Annotated in this window: 15 protein-coding genes; 11 read left to right on the top strand and 4 right to left on the bottom strand. The window is 40.1% G+C overall.

Annotated elements, in window-relative coordinates:
• Nucleotides 1-123 precede the first annotated feature (123 nt).
• Nucleotides 124-1,110, bottom strand: coding sequence for a lipoyl synthase (gene lipA / locus ACS125_RS12995; RefSeq protein WP_238611224.1), 987 nt, complete (start codon nt 1,108-1,110; stop codon nt 124-126).
• A 361-nt stretch (nt 1,111-1,471) separates the two neighbouring features.
• Between lipA and ACS125_RS13000 the strand changes: the two genes are divergently transcribed.
• From ACS125_RS13000 to ACS125_RS13025, 6 genes are read left to right on the top strand one after another with little or no spacing between them, the layout of a single operon-like run.
• Entirely contained in the window at nt 1,472-2,434 is a 963-nt protein-coding gene (locus ACS125_RS13000) for a thiamine pyrophosphate-dependent dehydrogenase E1 component subunit alpha (RefSeq protein ID WP_004792523.1), read from the top strand.
• Nucleotides 2,435-2,447: 13 nt separating this feature from the next.
• A complete protein-coding gene (locus tag ACS125_RS13005) occupies nt 2,448-3,467 on the top strand; it encodes an alpha-ketoacid dehydrogenase subunit beta (protein ID WP_004792520.1) in 1,020 nt (339 codons plus the stop codon).
• Nucleotide 3,468: 1 nt separating this feature from the next.
• A complete protein-coding gene (locus ACS125_RS13010) occupies nt 3,469-5,004 on the top strand; it encodes a 2-oxo acid dehydrogenase subunit E2 (protein ID WP_443272538.1) in 1,536 nt (511 codons plus the stop codon).
• Between the two features lie 10 nt (nt 5,005-5,014).
• A complete protein-coding gene (gene lpdA / locus ACS125_RS13015) occupies nt 5,015-6,418 on the top strand; it encodes a dihydrolipoyl dehydrogenase (protein WP_443272540.1) in 1,404 nt (467 codons plus the stop codon).
• Nucleotides 6,419-6,444: 26 nt separating this feature from the next.
• On the top strand, nt 6,445-7,230 hold the full coding sequence (locus tag ACS125_RS13020) for an acetoin reductase (RefSeq protein ID WP_443272542.1): 786 nt from the start codon (nt 6,445-6,447) through the stop codon (nt 7,228-7,230).
• Nucleotides 7,231-7,259: 29 nt separating this feature from the next.
• Complete coding sequence (locus ACS125_RS13025; protein WP_443272544.1) at nt 7,260-8,318, top strand: 2,3-butanediol dehydrogenase; 1,059 nt, start codon at nt 7,260-7,262, stop codon at nt 8,316-8,318.
• A 47-nt stretch (nt 8,319-8,365) separates the two neighbouring features.
• Here ACS125_RS13025 and ACS125_RS13030 read toward each other — a convergent pair whose 3' ends face one another.
• Together ACS125_RS13030 and ACS125_RS13035 are read right to left on the bottom strand one after the other, a co-directional pair.
• The gene (locus ACS125_RS13030) at nt 8,366-9,277 is read right to left on the bottom strand and encodes a bestrophin family protein (protein ID WP_289353370.1); all 912 of its coding nucleotides are present in this window, start codon (nt 9,275-9,277) and stop codon (nt 8,366-8,368) included.
• 69 nt (nt 9,278-9,346) lie between these two features.
• Nucleotides 9,347-10,615, bottom strand: coding sequence for a sigma-54 interaction domain-containing protein (locus ACS125_RS13035; RefSeq protein WP_443272547.1), 1,269 nt, complete (start codon nt 10,613-10,615; stop codon nt 9,347-9,349).
• A 191-nt stretch (nt 10,616-10,806) separates the two neighbouring features.
• On the opposite strand from ACS125_RS13035, the gene ACS125_RS13040 reads away from it, so the two are divergent.
• The 4 genes from ACS125_RS13040 to ACS125_RS13055 all read left to right on the top strand — a co-directional run bounded on the left by ACS125_RS13040 (nt 10,807) and on the right by ACS125_RS13055 (nt 15,193).
• Entirely contained in the window at nt 10,807-11,502 is a 696-nt protein-coding gene (locus ACS125_RS13040) for an MBL fold metallo-hydrolase (RefSeq protein WP_443272549.1), read from the top strand.
• Between the two features lie 12 nt (nt 11,503-11,514).
• A complete protein-coding gene (locus tag ACS125_RS13045; RefSeq protein WP_443272551.1) occupies nt 11,515-13,170 on the top strand; it encodes a TIGR01244 family sulfur transferase in 1,656 nt (551 codons plus the stop codon).
• A gap of 117 nt (nt 13,171-13,287) precedes the next feature.
• Nucleotides 13,288-14,079, top strand: a complete 792-nt coding sequence (locus ACS125_RS13050; protein WP_004792504.1) for a sulfite exporter TauE/SafE family protein — start codon at nt 13,288-13,290, stop codon at nt 14,077-14,079.
• Nucleotides 14,080-14,188: 109 nt separating this feature from the next.
• Nucleotides 14,189-15,193: a homoserine dehydrogenase gene (locus ACS125_RS13055; protein WP_443272553.1), complete on the top strand. Its 1,005-nt coding sequence runs from the start codon at nt 14,189-14,191 to the stop codon at nt 15,191-15,193.
• A 31-nt stretch (nt 15,194-15,224) separates the two neighbouring features.
• Here ACS125_RS13055 and ACS125_RS13060 read toward each other — a convergent pair whose 3' ends face one another.
• Nucleotides 15,225-16,142 carry a DMT family transporter gene (locus ACS125_RS13060; RefSeq protein WP_238611232.1) on the bottom strand — a complete coding sequence of 306 codons (918 nt, stop codon included), beginning with the start codon at nt 16,140-16,142 and terminating at the stop codon, nt 15,225-15,227.
• Nucleotides 16,143-16,308: 166 nt separating this feature from the next.
• Between ACS125_RS13060 and ACS125_RS13065 the strand changes: the two genes are divergently transcribed.
• Nucleotides 16,309-17,163: a helix-turn-helix domain-containing protein gene (locus tag ACS125_RS13065; protein WP_151962760.1), complete on the top strand. Its 855-nt coding sequence runs from the start codon at nt 16,309-16,311 to the stop codon at nt 17,161-17,163.
• Nucleotides 17,164-17,176: the final 13 nt, after the last annotated feature.

A 17,176-nucleotide genomic window follows, 5' to 3' on the forward strand; every position in this document is an offset into this window, starting at 1 on the left:
CGTAGCCGCTCAACAGTTATAACTTTTTTATTGTGACTATTTCCTCGTTATCTGCTTACCTTAAATAAATTTATAGGTCTTGACCATTATCCTATTGGATAAGTTTTGTTAATTGTCTAATCCTTACGATAAGACATCTTGTCGGCTGAAAGGTTTTGGTACTGCTTCTCCAAAATATTGTCGATCAGCAAAATAGCTAGAACGAACCATCGGTGCACTCCAAATATTTTTAAAACCTAATCGTTTACCATGTCGAGTATATCGTTCAAATTCTTGTAAATTTACAAACCGATGAATAGGTGCATGTGATTTTGAAGGCTGAAGATATTGACCAATCGTGACAAGATCTACTTGATAATCTTTTAAGTCATTAAGTAGAGCAAGTACTTCTGCCTCAATTTCTCCTAACCCAACCATTAAACCAGACTTGGTTTTGATATCGGGACAATATGCTTTAAAGCGTTTTAGTAGCTCTAGTGAGTGTTGATAGTCTGAGCCCGGACGCATCGCTTTATATAAACGAGGAACTGTCTCAATATTATGATTAAACACATCTGGTGGAGATAAACTCAAAGTTGTAAGCGCTGTCTCTAAACGACCGCGAAAATCTGGAACCAAAATCTCAATCAAAGTTTCTGGGCAACGTTTTCGGATTTCTTCAATGCACTTTACAAAATGTGCAGCGCCGCCATCGTGTAGATCGTCGCGGTCAACAGAGGTAATCACGACATATTTTAAGTTTAGGTTTGCGACCGTTTCTGCCAAATGTTTAGGTTCATCTTCATCTAAAGGTTTTGGGCGACCATGAGCAACATCACAAAAAGGGCAGCGACGAGTACAGATGTCTCCCATAATCATAAATGTAGCCGTACCGCCACCAAAACATTCGGGTAAGTTTGGACAGGCTGCTTCTTCGCAAACGCTATGCAACTTTTGTTGGCGCAGCAAATTTTTTATCCGTTTGATTTCTTCAAAATCGGTTATTTTTGCTCTAATCCAATCCGGTTTAGTGGGTAACTCTTCTGTAGGTAAAATTTTAATAGGAATGCGAGCGACTTTATCTGCTCCTCTTAATTTAATACCAGTTTCTGCTTGTCTTTTAAAATCCATATTAATAATTCCATTTTGTTTAAAAATTATTTAAACTCCTGTTTTTTTAATTTAACAACTTATTTAAACCATATTAATAAGTCGCAATTAATTAAATACACAGGGTGTGGCGAGTATTATAAAATAAGAAAGGTTGGTTAAAGGTTTGTTTTTTAACTCAATGAAAATTATAAAAATTTTTTTAAATTATTTTTATGGGTTAAGTTTTTGAAATTAAAAAATTAATTAATTTTATTTTAAATAAAAACTTTTTAGTCTAATAGATTAATTCTTGATTTTAGATTTAAGTATTTATAGCGAATTAGATTTTCGCTTGAAACTTGGTTGAACTTTTAAAATCAAGATAATAAAGGAAAAGGATATGCAATTAACGGAAGAGCAATTACTCGCAGCATATAAACGCATGCGTGATATTCGTGAATTTGAGGATCGACTTCACGAAGAAAATACAAATGGTGATATTCCAGGTTTTATTCACCTATACAGTGGAGAAGAAGCTGTTGCAGTTGGTATTTGTGAAAACCTAACCGACAAAGACTATATCACTTCAACCCATCGTGGACATGGGCACTGTATTGCAAAAGGTTGTGACATTCACGCCATGATGCTGGAAATTTTCGGTAAAGATGACGGACTGTGCCGTGGAAAAGGCGGTTCTATGCATATTGCCGATTTGGATAAAGGTATGCTCGGTGCCAACGGAATTGTGGGCGGTGGGCCTCCTTTAGCAATTGGTGCAGCATTGACAGCAAAAACCTTAAAAACTGGTGGCGTTGGACTGTCTTTTACAGGTGATGGCGGTTCAAACCAAGGCCTGACCTTTGAAGCAATGAACATGGCTGTTGTTCTTAAACTTCCAGTAATTTTTGTTTTCGAAAATAACGGTTTTGGTGAAGGAACGGGCCATGATTACGCGGTAGGAAGTAAGGATATTGCGGGTCGTGCAGCTGGTTTTGGTTTACCAGCAGTTAAAGTGGATGGTACCGATTTCTTTGCAGTTTATGAAGCGGCCCAAACTGCTATTGATCGTGCACGCCGTGGTGAAGGTCCAAGTGTGATTGAAACCATTACGAACCGCTTTTATGGCCACTTTGAAGGTGACCCAGGGCTCATTCGCTCTAAAGAAGAAGTCGAATTCATCAAAGAAAATAAAGATCCTTTGAAAATTTTCCGAGAAAAAGTCAAAGGCAAAATTGATGAAGCCAAACTAGACGAGATTGATGCAGCATCTAAAGCAAATGTTGATGATGCTGTTGCTAAAGCTCGTGCTGCGGCATACCCACAACCAGAACAACTCCTTACCGACGTCTATGTCTCTTACTAAAGGAATAGTAAAGATGCCAAATAAAAGTTTTCGTAATGCGATTAAAGAAGCCATTGAATCAGAAATGCGCCGTGACCCAACTGTTTTTGTGGTTGGCGAAGATGTGCGCGGCGGCCATGGTGGCAAAAATACCGAAGAGAACGAGCTTGAAGGCTTCGGCGGGGTACTCGGTGTAACCAAAGGTTTGTGGACGGAATTTGGTTCAGAACGTGTGATTGATACCCCAATTACCGAATCAGCGATTATTGGTATGGCCGCTGGTGCTGCGGCTACAGGTTTACGTCCTGTTGCTGACTTAATGTTTATGGATTTCTATGGCGTGTGTCATGACATGCTCTATAACCAAGCCGCTAAGTTCCGTTATATGTTCGGCGGAAAAGCAAAAGCGCCAATGGTTGTACGTGGCATGATTGGTGCAGGTTTTTCTGCGGCAGCCCAGCATTCTCAGTCACCATATAACGTATTTGCTGCGGTTCCAGGCTTAAAAGTTGTAGTTCCATCTAGCCCATATGATGTGAAAGGACTATTAATTCAGGCTATTCGAGATGACGACCCTGTGGTGTTCTGTGAGCATAAAATGCTTTATGACATTAAAGGTGAAGTTCCAGATGATGCCTATACCATTCCATTTGGTGTAGCAAATTACACCCGTGAAGGGACAGATGTGACCATTATTGCTTTAGGGTTGATGGTACACCGTGCCAATGAAGTAGCGGATAAATTGGCAAAAGATGGCATTTCAGTTGAAGTGGTAGACCCTCGTACAATTTCACCTCTGGATGAAGAAGGAATTTTAGAGTCTGTTGCATCGACTGGACGTGTGGTTATTGTGGACGAATCAGCGGCACGCTGTGGCTTTGGGCATGATGTTGCTGCACTAGTTGCACAAAAAGGTTTCCACTATTTGAAAGCACCTGTTGAACTCGTAACGCCACCACATACGCCTGTTCCATTCTCTCCAGTTTTAGAAAAAGAATGGATTCCAAGTGTAGAGCGTATTGAGCAAGCTGTGCGAAAAACATTGGAGGCTTAGGATGAGCGAAATTAAAACGCTGGAGATCCCGAAATGGGGATTATCCATGGAAGAAGGCACGATTGCCCAATGGTTGATTAAAGAAGGTGATAGCTTTAATAAAGGCGATGAAATTTGTGAAATTGAAACCACAAAAATCGTCAATGTATTAGAAGCGCCTTTTGCAGGAACGCTCCGTAAAATTTTAGCAAAAGATGGTGAGACTTTACCGGTCGGTGGGCTTATTGCGGTATGTGCTGAAAGTGAAGATTCTGATGCAGAAATTGAAACGTTTATTGCATCACTAGGTAGTTCAGCAGCTAAAGCCCCTGAAGCATCTTCGGAACAGAGTAAAGCAGAAACATCTGCATCTGTTGCTGAAAAAGCAGAACAACCACAGACTGTGGCTACAAGTCCATCGGTTCCTGCAAAGGCTACTAAAGGTGACTATGCTGTACCCGAGTCATTACAAGGCTATCAAACATCTGATGAGTTGTTTACAACACCGCATGCGTTAAAACTTGCTGAAAAGCATAATGTGAACTTAGCGAAAGTCACAGGTTCTGGCCGTGAAGGACGTATTAGTGTTCAAGACATCCAGAAAGCTGTGCAGGCTGCTGGAGGTCAGTGGCCTGACGTTAAACAGCAAACTCAAGCTAAAGTAGTTAAATCTACTGCCGACGATAGCCGAGTTTCAGCGACGCCTGTAGCACGTCGTTTAGCAAAACAATGGGGCATTAATTTAAATGACTGCCGTGTTTCTGGTACTCGTGGCCGTGTCTGTAAAGAAGATGTTGAGGCAGTTTACTATCGTAATAACCCAACATCGGTAAATGAACAACCTGTGCAATGTGCAGCTCAACCACAATCGACGGTTACGACTGTGGCGATGAATGGGATGCGTAAAGCGATTGCTTCACGGTTACAGGCTGCAAAACGTAATGCACCGCATTTCCGCTTGGTGGTCGATCTCAACGTAGAAGCTTTGCAAAAACTACGTAAGCAGATTAATGAGACTATTCCACAAGTGAAACTTTCTATTAATGACATGCTAATTAAAGCAGCTGCCGCCGCGCTGATTAAAGTACCTGAGGTGAATGTTCAATTTGATGAGGCGACTCAATCAATTTTACAGTTCTCTCAAGCGGATATTTCGGTGGCCGTAGCGATTCCAAACGGTTTAATTACACCCATTGTAAAAGCAGCAAATCAGAAGTCTTTAGCACAAATTTCCGATGACATGCGTGATTTGGCAACGCGTGCCAAGACTGGCAAGTTACAACCTGATGAGTTTCAGGGAGGCAGCTTTAGCATTTCAAATTTAGGAATGTTAGGCATTAAACAGTTTGATGCCATTATTAATCCACCGCAAGGTGCAATTATGGCATTAGGTGCTTCTGAATCACGTGCTGTTGTTGAAAATGGCAATGTAGTGGTTCGTGAGATTGTCACAGCGACGTTGTCATGCGATCACCGAGTCATTGATGGCGCAGTTGGGGCGAAATTCTTGGCCAGCTTTAAGCAGTTTGTTGAAAACCCTGCTTTAATTTTGGTGTAGGAGAACCCGCATGTCAGAAGCTCAATTTGATTTAATTGTGATTGGCGCGGGACCGGGTGGGTATGTGGCTGCAATTCGTGCAGCCCAGCTCGGGTTAAAAACCGCAATTGTAGAAGAGCGACATTTAGGCGGAATTTGTCTAAATTGGGGCTGTATTCCAACCAAAGCTTTGCTTGCAGGGGCAGAGCTCGCAACCCAGTTTAAACATGCTGGACAGTTTGGTTTTCAAGTTTCTCAACTCGATTTTGATATTCAAAAGCTTGTGCAACATAGCCGACAAGTGTCAGCTCAATTAGTACAAGGCATCGATTACTTGTTGAAAAAGAATCAGGTCACTGTTTTTAGTGGTCGCGCTCAACTTACAGCGAAAGAAAAAATTGAAGTGACCGATGCTCAAGGTAATAGGCAGGCTTTGAGTGCACCACATATCATTTTGGCAACTGGAGCTAAAGCCCGACATGTTCCTCAACTTCCTGTCGATGGAACATATGTCTGGAGCTATAAAGAAGCGCTTGTTCCAGTGCAGTTACCAAAAAGTTTACTGGTTGTAGGTTCAGGTGCAATTGGTAGTGAGTTTGCTAGCCTTTATCAAGATTTGGGTTGTCAGGTGACATTAATTGATTTAGCCAAGCAGATTTTACCAACTGAAGATGCGGAAGTTGCCCAATTTGTCAGAAAACAATTTGAACAAAAAGGTATGAAAGTCTTAACCGATGCTGTCGTTCAAAGTATTCAAATTGAAAATGGTCAAGTTCACTGTGTGGTTGAAACGACAAATGATATTCAAACGCTTGTTTTTGACCGCGTGCTTTCGGCAATTGGTGTACAGCCTAATACCACGGGGCTAGGACTAGAACGTTTAGGTGTAGAACTCAACCCACAAGGTTTTGTGGCAATTGATGACTATTGTAAAACCAACGTAGCAGGGCTTTATGCCATTGGTGATATTGCTGGAGCGCCTTGTCTCGCTCATAAAGCAAGCCATGAAGCCATGATATGTGTCGAGAAAATCGCTGGTGTGGCAAACGTCCATTCACTCGACCGTAGCCAGATACCCGGTTGTATTTTTACACATCCACAAGTGGCAAGTATTGGTTTAACGGAAAATGCAGCAAAAGCTAAGAATCTACCTATACGTATTGGTAAGTTTTCTTTAACTGCAAATGGTAAAGCTTTAGCAATTGGAGATGCGTCAGGTTTCGTTAAAACGGTGGTACATGCAGAAACGGGCGAGCTGCTGGGTGCACATATGGTGGGTCATGAAGTGACCGAACATATCCAAGGATTTGCCATTGCGAAATATCTAGAAGCAACTGATGAAAGTTTAGCTCAAGTGATTTTCCCGCATCCAACATTATCAGAAGCCATGCATGAATCTATTTTGGCTTCAATGCAACGAGCGATTCATATGTAGAAATTCTACATTTACAGGAGTTGAACATGGTTAAGGGATTACAAAATAAAGTCGCTTTAGTGACTGGGGCAGCCCAAGGCATTGGCCGTGGGATTGCCCTGCGCTTGGCGCAAGAAGGGGCACATATTGCATTAGTTGATATGAAACAAGATCGACTAAACGATGTGCAGCAGGAAATTCAGGCTTTATGTGTAAATGCGAGCACTTTTATTGCTGATGTAAGTGACCGCGAGCAGGTGTATGCTGCTATAAATCATGCTGAGCAGGCCCTTGGTGGGTTTGATGTCATGATTAATAACGCTGGAATTGCACAAGTTCAAGCGATTGCGGATATCACACCTGATGAATTTCAAAAAATTGTTGATATTAATATTGGTGGAGTACTGTGGGGAATACAGGCTGCTGCTGCAAAATTTAAACAACGCGAACATAAAGGTAAAATCATTAATGCTTGCTCAATTGCAGGCCACGATGGGTTTGCTTTACTCGGTATTTACTCGGCAACCAAATTTGCGGTACGAGCACTTACCCAAGCTGCGGCAAAAGAATATGCCAGTCACGGTATTACGGTAAATGGATATTGCCCCGGAATTGTCGGAACGGACATGTGGGTTGAAATCGATAAACGTTTTGCTGAAATTACCGGTGCTGCAATTGGTGAAACTTATAAAAAGTATGTGGAAGGCATTGCTTTAGGTAGAGCCCAAACACCAGACGATGTAGCCGCATTAGTTGCTTTTCTGGCAAGTGAAGATTCAGACTATATTACGGGTCAATCCATTTTAACGGACGGCGGAATTGTCTATCGCTAAAACAACATCCTGATTTGAGGGAGATAATAATGAAAGCAGCGCGTTTTTATGACAGAGGTGATATTCGTATTGAAGATATCCCTGAACCAGAAGTCACTCCCGGCACTGTAGGCATTAAGGTAGCTTGGTGTGGAATCTGTGGTACAGATTTGCACGAATTTATGGAAGGGCCAATTTTTATTCCACCTTGTGGACATCCGCATCCTATTTCAGGTGAATCTGCGCCAATTACCATGGGACATGAATTTTCAGGTGTAGTCTATGCCGTAGGTGAAGGTGTTGATGATATTGAAATTGGCCAGCATGTAGTCGTAGAGCCTTATATTGTGGCCGATGATGTACCGACTGGACCGGGAGATAATTACCATCTTTCCAAAAATATGAACTTTATTGGTTTAGGAGGTCGTGGCGGTGGTTTATCGGAGAAAATTGCGGTTAAACGCCGTTGGGTGCATCCAATTTCCAATAAAATCCCACTCGATCAGGCGGCCTTAATTGAACCGTTATCAGTGGGTCATCATGCTTTCGTACGTAGTGGTGCAAAGGTTGGTGATATTGCACTGGTAGGTGGTGCGGGCCCAATTGGTTTGCTGCTTTCAGCAATTTTAAAAGCGAAAGGTCTTAAGGTCATCATTACCGAACTAAGTGCCAAACGTAAAGAAAAAGCCAAAGAGTCGGGAGTTGCAGATTATATTTTAGACCCTTCAGAAGTTGATGTTGTTTCTGAGGTCATGAAAATTACTAATGGAGAGGGTGTCGATGTCGCGTTTGAATGTAGTAGCGTTAACAAGGTATTAGATACTTTGGTTGCGGCAGTGAAACCAACAGGCGTCATAGTTATCGTTTCGATTTGGAGCCATCCAGCATCAATTAATGTGCATAGTGTGGTAATGAAAGAGCTTGATGTACGAGGCACAATTGCCTATGTAAATGACCATCAGGAGACTATTAAACTGGTCGAAGAAGGTAAAATAAATCTGGAACCTTTTATTACCCAGCGTATTCAACTTGATGATTTGATTTCACAAGGTTTTGAAACCTTAATTCATAACAATGAATCAGCCGTTAAGATTATTGTACATCCATAAATAGACACTTAAGCCTATAAAAAAGAGCGATGATTCGCTCTTTTTTATTAAAGTAAATTGTTGTCTTGGGCTTCAATAATGGGTGGTAATGGCTGCCCTAAAGAGCTTAGAGACTCTCGCTCAATTAAGCGAACAATTGAATCGAGCGGTAAATCATTTTCTTGTAAACCAAAAGGTTCTTCAATTTGAGCACTTAAAGCATCTAGCCCTAAAAACATATAAGCGATTAAGCCAACAATAAGCGGTGTCCAAATACCTAAAGCTGCTTCAAGGCTAAACGGTAAAATAAAACAGAAACAATAAACAGCGCGATGTAAAAGTACTGAATATGAGTAGGGTAAAGGTGTACCGGCAATACGGTCACAACCCGCTTGAATATTGCCTAGCTCAACAATATGACGCGTCAGAGTGCTATAGATAATGTCACTAATTTCGCCGTCTTTTAGAGATTTGACTAAATCTTTTTGAATATTTTCGAGTACAAATTGTGGTGCATTAATATGCTCATTTAAATAATCAAGTGAAGAGTTATTTAAATACGCATGTTCAAGAAATTTGGTTGGTTCGGCGGTTTGTTGGCGTAAGCGATCACGCAATAAATTGCTAAAAATTAAGACCTGATGAATTAAATGTTCACGTTGTTCATTGGATAAAACATGGCTGTCTCTAACAATATGTCTGGCATTGGCAATTAAAGCACCCCAAAGTTTGCGACCTTCCCACCATCGATCATAACAGGCATTATTTCGAAAACCCGTACAAATGGAAAGAATCACACCAAAGATAGTAAATCCAATCGCGGGTACAGTAGGAATTTGAATCCAATGATAATAAGAGAGCCAGACCACACATGCTGAGATAAGTACAACAAAACTTAATGCTGGCAAAACCTTGGGTAGAACAGTTCCTTTCCATGCAAATAAGAGTTTAAAAACGCTGCTTTTATCGCGAACAATCATAGAAAGCCTTTGAACTAACGGACCTAACCAACTGCAATATGATACGCCTTAGATGAGTTAAATACCTAGCTAAAGCTTGTGCTTTTGTCTGTATCGCCAAAGAGTAGTGCGGCTAATTCCAAAAATATTCGCGACCATATTTAAGTTATGGTTATATTTTTCTAAAGCAGCTTGCACATTTTCTGGACTCAGCTCTGTATTTGTCTCGGGTAATTTAACGTATTCGTCTGCATCTAATAGTTCATTTGGTAAGTCTTCAACTTCAATTTCATCCTTACCATTTGCCATGGTTAAGGCGTAAAGTAGGGTGTTTTTAAGCTCACGAACATTTCCCGGCCAGTCATAATTCAATAAAACTTGCATGGCTTTTTGATTGACATGACGAGGCATTGTGTCGAGTTGAGTGGAGCTTTCTTTTAAAATCTGATCGACAATCAGTGGAATATCGATTTTTCGCTCTCTGAGTGGTGGTATAAAAATTGGAATTACGCGTAAACGATAGAGTAGATCGTGACGGAAACGTCCAGCCTTAGCTTCTTCGCGTAAAGCTTTATGTGTTGCTGTAATAATTCGGACATTGGCTTGAATCGGTTTTTCACCACCGACAGGAGTAAATTCACCTGTTTCTAAAACCCGTAATAATTTAGCTTGAAGCTCTAAAGGAATCTCGGCAATTTCATCTAAAAACAGCGTTCCACCAGCGGCACGTTCAAACACACCTTTATGGTCACGAATTGCTCCAGTAAAAGCACCTTTCACATGCCCAAAGAGTTCACTTTCTAAAATATTAGAATTTAAAGCTGCACAGTTAATCGCTACAAAAATCTTATTTTTACGTTGGCTATAATCATGAATTGCTTTTGCCACAAGTTCTTTACCGCTACCAGATTCGCCGCGGACGAGCACAGGAAACTCAGTAATTGCCACCCTTTGAATAATTGAAAACATACGGGCCATTTCTGGTGAGCAACTATTGAAAACTTTAGCCAAGTCTTGCAATTGGTCTGTTAGCTCTGTTTCAGCGAGGTCATTCTCTATGCTAACGGGCTGTAAAATATGTAGCTTCCCGATAATGCGATGCTCTGCGATGTAAATATCATTTTCCTGATAGATAAATCGCTTTCTCAATTTAGGAGTATTGATTTCGAGATATCGATTGTGATGATCTTGAGTAAGCGCTGCCATGCTCTCAACAGAAATGTCATCTGTATTAAATTTATAGTGAATTGCTTGAGTCGTTGTATCTGCTAAAAATAGACTCGCATTTGGGAATAAAGCTTTTAATTGCTCAAATAAAATAAAAAAATCTTGTTCTGACTTAAAATTTAGCTTTGCCATTTCATATGTTTCAATATCGTTTCATTGAAACATACTTGAGTTGCATAGAAACATCAAGCAAAGTTTATATTCTCATCTCAATTTTAAATTTTTAATTAAACAACTGATTTTTATATTTATTATTTAATTTTAAATAATTGGCATCTTATTTGCAAAATATAGGAAAGAAATAAATTATTGGGGTATAAATCATGTTCTTTAAGCAGTTTTTTGAGCAGGAAAGTTCGACTTATACATATATGCTTGGGTGTGAAGAAACACGAGAGGCTGTTTTAATTGACCCAGTCGCATCAGATATAGAGATTTATAAAAATGAATTAGAGCAGCATCAATTTACGCTCATCTATACCTTAGATACTCATGTTCATGCAGACCATATCACTGCTGCGAATTTGCTTCGTGAACGTTTCCATTGCAAATCGGTTTTACATAGAAACTCAGATGTAAGTTGCGGAGATATTTTAATTACAGATGGTTGCATGCTTAAAGTTGGCATTCTCAGTATTGAAGCGCGTTATACACCAGGTCATACCAATGCTTGTACGAGTTATTTAGTTGGAAACATTGTTTTTACCGGCGATGCATTGTTAATTGATGGCTGCGGTCGAACTGACTTTCAGCAAGGTAATGCAGGCACACTTTATGACAGTATTCATAAACAACTTTTCAGTCTGCCTGACGATACTATTGTATATCCAGGACATGACTATAAAGGTCGTCTGTCTTCAACCATTGGTTATGAACGTTTAAATAACTCACGTCTGGGCCAGAATCGCTCGCGCGAAGATTTTATTCAATTGATGAATAATTTAAATCTGCCATATCCAAAACAAATCGATAAAGCACTACCTGCTAATCAGGCCTGTGGCTCAACTTCACAATCATAAGAAGGTGGCAATATGGAACTTAAACGAGTTAACCAAGATTTTTATGTTGCTGGCCAGATTACTGCCGACGATATTGCGAAAATTGTAGATCAGGGCATAAAAACTCTGATATGTAATCGTCCAGATGGAGAAGGTGCAGATCAACCCAATATAATTGAAATTGAAGAAGCAGCTCTGCGACATGGCCTAAAGGTAATTTATCAGCCTGTTAGCAGTGGCAAAATTACCGATGAGCAAGTTGCCGAATTTAAACAGCTTTATCAGAATGCCCAAAAACCTGTTTTAGCGTATTGCCGTTCTGGTATGCGTGCAATCAGTTTATGGGCTTTGACCGAAGTAGACTCAAAAGATGTGGCTTTGTTAGTGGAATCAGGTAACAAACTTGGTTTTAACTTAAAAGGCCTGGTTCCACGTATTTTAAAACGTGATCATGAACCAGCCACAATTCCTTGTTATAGCGTTGTGATTGTTGGTGCTGGGGCAGCTGGAATTTCTGTAGCATCGAGCTTACTGTCTCGTGAACCTCATTTAGATATTGTCATTATTGATCCAGCCGATACTCATTATTATCAACCCGGTTGGACCATGGTAGGGGCTGGTATTTTTAAACCACAAGTAACCGCACGCTCTATGGCAAGCGTGATTCCTTCAAAAGTGAAATGGATGAAAGCCGCAGTTGCTGGATTTGATCCTGAGCACAATCAGGTTATTTTGGAAGGATGCCAACCGATTCAATATAAAGCTTTGGTCGTCTGTCCTGGTTTAAAACTCAACTGGCATGGAATTGATGGTTTAGCCGAAACCTTAGGTAAAAATGGGGTGACGTCTAACTATCGTTATGATTTAGCACCGTATACATGGGAACTTGTGCAACAGCTAAACGGTGGTAAGGTAATTTTTACCCAACCGCCTATGCCGATTAAATGTGCCGGTGCTCCTCAAAAAGCGATGTACCTTTCAGCCGACTATTGGTTAAAGCAAGGCAAACTCAAAGATATCTCTATCCATTTTTATAACACCGGCGGTGTTTTATTTGGTGTGAAGGAATATGTACCTGCACTAATGCAATATGTCGAAAAATATGGCTCTGAACTGCACTTTAACCATCAACTTGTCAAAGTAGATGGACCTGCAAAAAAAGCATGGTTTAAGGTAGTGAACGATGAAAATGCAGCATTGGTCGAAACTGATTTTGATATGTTGCATGTTGTTCCACCGCAACAGGCACCAGACTTTATTCGTGCTAGTACACTCACTGATGAAGCAGGCTGGGTGAGTGTGAATCCTCAAACCTTACAACACACACAGCATGCCAATATTTTCGCTTTAGGCGACGTGATGAATGCGCCTAATGCCAAAACGGCTGCTGCTGCACGCGCACAAGCTCCGATCGTCGCTGTGAATGTGATAACGCAGCTCAAAGGCGAGCAGAACTTCTGTGAATACAACGGCTATGGATCATGCCCACTTACTGTAGAGCGTGGAAAAATTGTTCTGGCTGAGTTTGGTTACGGCGGTAAGCTTCTTCCAAGTTTTCCAAAATGGGTGATTGATGGGCAAAAACCATCTCGTTTGGCTTGGCTGCTTAAAGAACAGATTTTACCGCCTATTTACTGGCAAGGCATGCTCAAGGGCCGTGAATGGATGGTCAAACCTGAGCGAGGATAAATAAAGCAACGCTTTGTCCTGAGAAGCGGCTAAAGCTTCGCAAGAAGATGAGAATTTGCTCACTCATCAAATGGCAGTTCACAGCAAATGAAATATATGCAACTTTAGGCTTTTGATATGTTACTACTTGTCGTTGAAGGCATCGTGATTGGCTTTTTACTTGGTCTAACTGGGGCGGGTGGCGGTATTCTTGCCGTACCCGCACTTATGACCAGTCAAGGCTGGACAGTGGCTCAAGCAGCGCCTATTGGTTTGCTCGCTGTCGCACTCTCTACACTCATTGGAACTATTGAAGGCTTATTTAAAAAGATAGTTCGTTATCGTGCTGCTATTTGGATTGCCTTAATTGGTGCCCCTATGGCACATATCGGTATTTTAATAGCCAATGCGATTTCACCTGTCTGGCTCATGTTAATGTTTAGCTTGGTCATGTTTACAGTGGGCTATCGACTCATCAGTAACCGAGTTTCGGATTTCCACAACCCGCCGTGTCAGGTCAACCCAAGTACAGGACGCTTTATCTGGAATTTAAAAACGGGAAGCGTTCTTGCCAGCATTGGAATTATCGCGGGGCTTTTAACTGGTATGCTAGGTGTTGGTGGCGGCTTTGTAATTGTGCCAGCGCTTAGAAAAGTCACAAATTTGGATATGCATAGCATTGTTGCAACCTCACTTATGATTATTTTCCTCATTAGTGGGATAAGCATTGTGATGCATATTGCAGAGGGTTTTCATTATCCAGTAGGTATTACCAGTGCGTTCGCACTTGCATGTGCATTCGGTATGTTGTTAGGACGCCGAGCTATCCGTTTTATTCCGTCTGCAATTGTGCAAAAAGTCTTTGCTTTAATGGTTTTTGCTGTCGCAATTTATATGGTCATTAAGATAGTTAATCTAACAAGTATCTAAGTAATATAGTATTTTAACTATCTCTATAGTTAGCAATTTTCTAAAGATGAGATGTTAAAATTATCTTGGGAAAATTGATTTAAACCATTTAAATTTTTGAGAAAGCGAAATGAAGCGAGTTAACGTGGCAATTTGTGGTTTTGGACGGATTGGGCAACAAATTGCAGAGCTTCTTTTAAATCGATCGGCATACTATCAACAAAAATATCAAATTGATGCCCGTTTAGTGGGTGTCTGCAACTCATCATCAGGCTTAATTGATCAAGAAGGTTTGCAAGCTGCCAAGTTGCTAGATAAAACACAGTATCAAGCAGGCCTAACGGAGCAAAAGTTTTTAGAACAGATTCAAGCAGATGTCATTATTGAAACTGGCCCCAGTGATTATGTTACCGGTGGAAAAGGCCTATTTTATTTAAATTATGCTTTAACACATAACATGAATGCGATTGCAGTATCTAAAGGTGCTCTAGTCGTAGATGGTAAAAAATTAATTAACTTGGCACATCAGCACAATAAAAAATTATTTTTTAGTGGAGCGACGGCTGCAGCTTTACCGACTGTTGATTTGTTTGAATATAACTTAGCAGGTTGTCAGATTTTAGAGATAGAAGGTGTTTTTACGGGCACCACAAATTTTATTTTAAATGATATGTTGCAACATGAATGCGCATTTGCTGAATCTCTTGGAAAAGCTCAAGCAAAAGGTATTGCGGAACCTGATAGTTCTTTCGATGTAGATGGATGGGATACTGCTGCCAAAATTACGATATTGGCAAATACTGTTTTGGGAGCTGATGTAAAAATTCAAGATATTCCAAGACAAGGAATCAGTCATGTTACTGCCGATCATATTCGTGATTGGAAAAAAGAAAATCTAATTCCTCGTTTGGTGGGTTTTATTCATAATAAAAATCAGCAAGTTCAAACAGGTGTTGAGTTAAGGCTAGTTCCAACACATCATCCTTTTGCTCATCTGCAAGGTTCTAATAAATGCATTCGAGTGTTAACTCAAGAAATGGGTGAGCTTGTTGTAAGTGGAGGAGCATCTGCGCCCTTAGCTACAGCAGCCGCGGCTTTAAAAGATTTCGAGTTGATGCTAAAAATGAGCTGCTAAAATTAATTATGATTTATAAAAAAGCAGGCTTTTAAGCCTGCTTCTCACAATTTTTTTGACTATTAAATAACTTTTTTCCAATTTCAAACTTACTAAACATTAGGTAGTTGCCAAGTAAGATTAATAAAATTCCAAATAATGCATTTAAGGTCCACTCATATCCTTCAAAGAAGGTAGAAACAGTTAGAGCCACTAAAGGGAAGAGCAACGTGCTATATGCTGCTTTTGAAGCACCAATTCTCCCAACCAGAGAAAAATAAGCAGAGAACCCAATAACTGTGCCAAATACAGCCAAGTAAAGTACCGAACTTAAAAATGGAAAATTCATTGGAGGCATTAAATCTTGGCCAGTAAATAAAGCTAAACTTAACATCACTAACGACCCATAAGTCATGGCATAACAATTTGTTGAAAAGATATTTAGACCACGTTTTTGATGTCTAACACTGATCATATTCCCTAAAGAAAAACCGTAAGTGCCTATTGCACATAATCCAATACCCATTAATAACTGTGCATTAAATTGGCTATTTATGAGATCATGCCAAAAGAGTAAAACAATACCACCTAGGCCTAAAAGTGCAGCTGGAGCAAAATTTGGTGAAGGTTTTTGCTTAAAAAAGATAAGCGCATTAATGGCATTAAAGAAAACAGCCATCGAAAAAATAACGGACTCTAAACCGCTGTTTACATATTTAACTGCGGTATAAAAACAAATAAAGTTTAGGCCGAAAACACATAGACCTTGCAGCATACAAAACAAGTGATCTTTTAAAGCAATTCGCTGTAATTTTCCTGAAAATAGTAAAACAACCCAAAGTAATAAGGCTGAAATAGCAAAACGCCATAAAATTGCGACGACGGGTGTTGCATAATGGCTCTGAACGGCAATTCCAATCCATGTTGTCCCCCAAATCAACACCACCGCAACATAGAGTAAAATATTCATAAGTTCATCCTCGATTACTAAACTTAAGTATCTAGGAATGCTTAATTTTTCACGTATATATTCTTGTGTTCTACATGCAAGATCTTGCGTTTTTTATAGAACTAAACTAGCTCAATTTTGCTGAATATGGTTAACTTAAGCTCAATGAGATTCATTTTAATTTTGCATGGCCTATCAAACTTTAGAACAGCTACAGCAATCTAAAGCCAAGCTTCACGAAACGGTGGTGCTTGATGAAAATATGCAACTTGCATTTTGGTCTAATCAGCAAGATCGTGTAAGCGTCTGTAGCGATCACCACACTTTAAGTCTTTATATTCAAGATGGCTATGAAAGCTATCAAAAAACCCCTGCGGGCTGGAAAAATGGCGGTGGGCCGGGTCGTTTTTGCTTATTGCCTGAACATCAGGAATCGACCTGGGATATTCGAGGTGGGCTTAAATTCGTTCACTTGTATTATACCGATCAACATTTGCGTGATGTTGCTGAAAAAATATGGGACAAAGAACCGAATCAAATTGAACTGAATGAAGTTGTTTTTAATGATGACGAAAAGATTCGTGCGCTATATCAATTTTTCCTACTAGATTGTGACTGGAATGATTCAGCAAACCATTTACAAATGAGTACCACTGCCAGCTTATTGCTCAATCATTTAATTCGGAGATATAGCAACGTTAAGTGGCAGCAGCCTGTCATTAAAGGTGGATTGGCACCTCATAAACTAAAATATATTCAAGACTGGATTGAAGGGCATTTAGACCAAGCACTCACTCTGTCTGATTTAGCAAATGTTGTGAATTTAAGCGAATATCATTTTGCTCATATGTTTAAACAGTCCATGAATATGGCACCTCACCAATATGTCATGCAAAGACGCTTAACTAAGGCAAAAGGTTTAATTCAGTCATCTCAGCTTTCTTTACAAGATATCGCGCTGGTGTGTGGTTTTAGCTCAGCGAGCCATTTAAGCCATCGCTTTAAACAGTTTTATGGTATGAGTCCTTCACAGTTACGTTAAAGGGCTCATGACT

It is taken from the genome of Acinetobacter sp. PFS20 (assembly GCF_052261015.1).
Taxonomy (GTDB): domain Bacteria; phylum Pseudomonadota; class Gammaproteobacteria; order Pseudomonadales; family Moraxellaceae; genus Acinetobacter.

Excerpts from the sequence above, each read along its gene's own strand:
- ACS125_RS13045 (WP_443272551.1), top strand. The coding sequence starts at position 11,515 with ATGGAACTTAAACGAGTTAACCAAGATTTTTATGTTGCTGGCCAGATT.
- ACS125_RS13040 (WP_443272549.1), top strand. The coding sequence starts at position 10,807 with ATGTTCTTTAAGCAGTTTTTTGAGCAGGAAAGTTCGACTTATACATAT.
- lpdA (WP_443272540.1), top strand. The coding sequence starts at position 5,015 with ATGTCAGAAGCTCAATTTGATTTAATTGTGATTGGCGCGGGACCGGGT.
- ACS125_RS13035 (WP_443272547.1), bottom strand. The coding sequence starts at position 10,615 with ATGGCAAAGCTAAATTTTAAGTCAGAACAAGATTTTTTTATTTTATTT.
- ACS125_RS13020 (WP_443272542.1), top strand. The coding sequence starts at position 6,445 with ATGGTTAAGGGATTACAAAATAAAGTCGCTTTAGTGACTGGGGCAGCC.
- ACS125_RS13055 (WP_443272553.1), top strand. The coding sequence starts at position 14,189 with ATGAAGCGAGTTAACGTGGCAATTTGTGGTTTTGGACGGATTGGGCAA.
- ACS125_RS13060 (WP_238611232.1), bottom strand. The coding sequence starts at position 16,142 with ATGAATATTTTACTCTATGTTGCGGTGGTGTTGATTTGGGGGACAACA.
- ACS125_RS13025 (WP_443272544.1), top strand. The coding sequence starts at position 7,260 with ATGAAAGCAGCGCGTTTTTATGACAGAGGTGATATTCGTATTGAAGAT.
- ACS125_RS13065 (WP_151962760.1), top strand. The coding sequence starts at position 16,309 with ATGGCCTATCAAACTTTAGAACAGCTACAGCAATCTAAAGCCAAGCTT.
- ACS125_RS13030 (WP_289353370.1), bottom strand. The coding sequence starts at position 9,277 with ATGATTGTTCGCGATAAAAGCAGCGTTTTTAAACTCTTATTTGCATGG.
- ACS125_RS13000 (WP_004792523.1), top strand. The coding sequence starts at position 1,472 with ATGCAATTAACGGAAGAGCAATTACTCGCAGCATATAAACGCATGCGT.
- lipA (WP_238611224.1), bottom strand. The coding sequence starts at position 1,110 with ATGGATTTTAAAAGACAAGCAGAAACTGGTATTAAATTAAGAGGAGCA.
- ACS125_RS13005 (WP_004792520.1), top strand. The coding sequence starts at position 2,448 with ATGCCAAATAAAAGTTTTCGTAATGCGATTAAAGAAGCCATTGAATCA.
- ACS125_RS13010 (WP_443272538.1), top strand. The coding sequence starts at position 3,469 with ATGAGCGAAATTAAAACGCTGGAGATCCCGAAATGGGGATTATCCATG.
- ACS125_RS13050 (WP_004792504.1), top strand. The coding sequence starts at position 13,288 with ATGTTACTACTTGTCGTTGAAGGCATCGTGATTGGCTTTTTACTTGGT.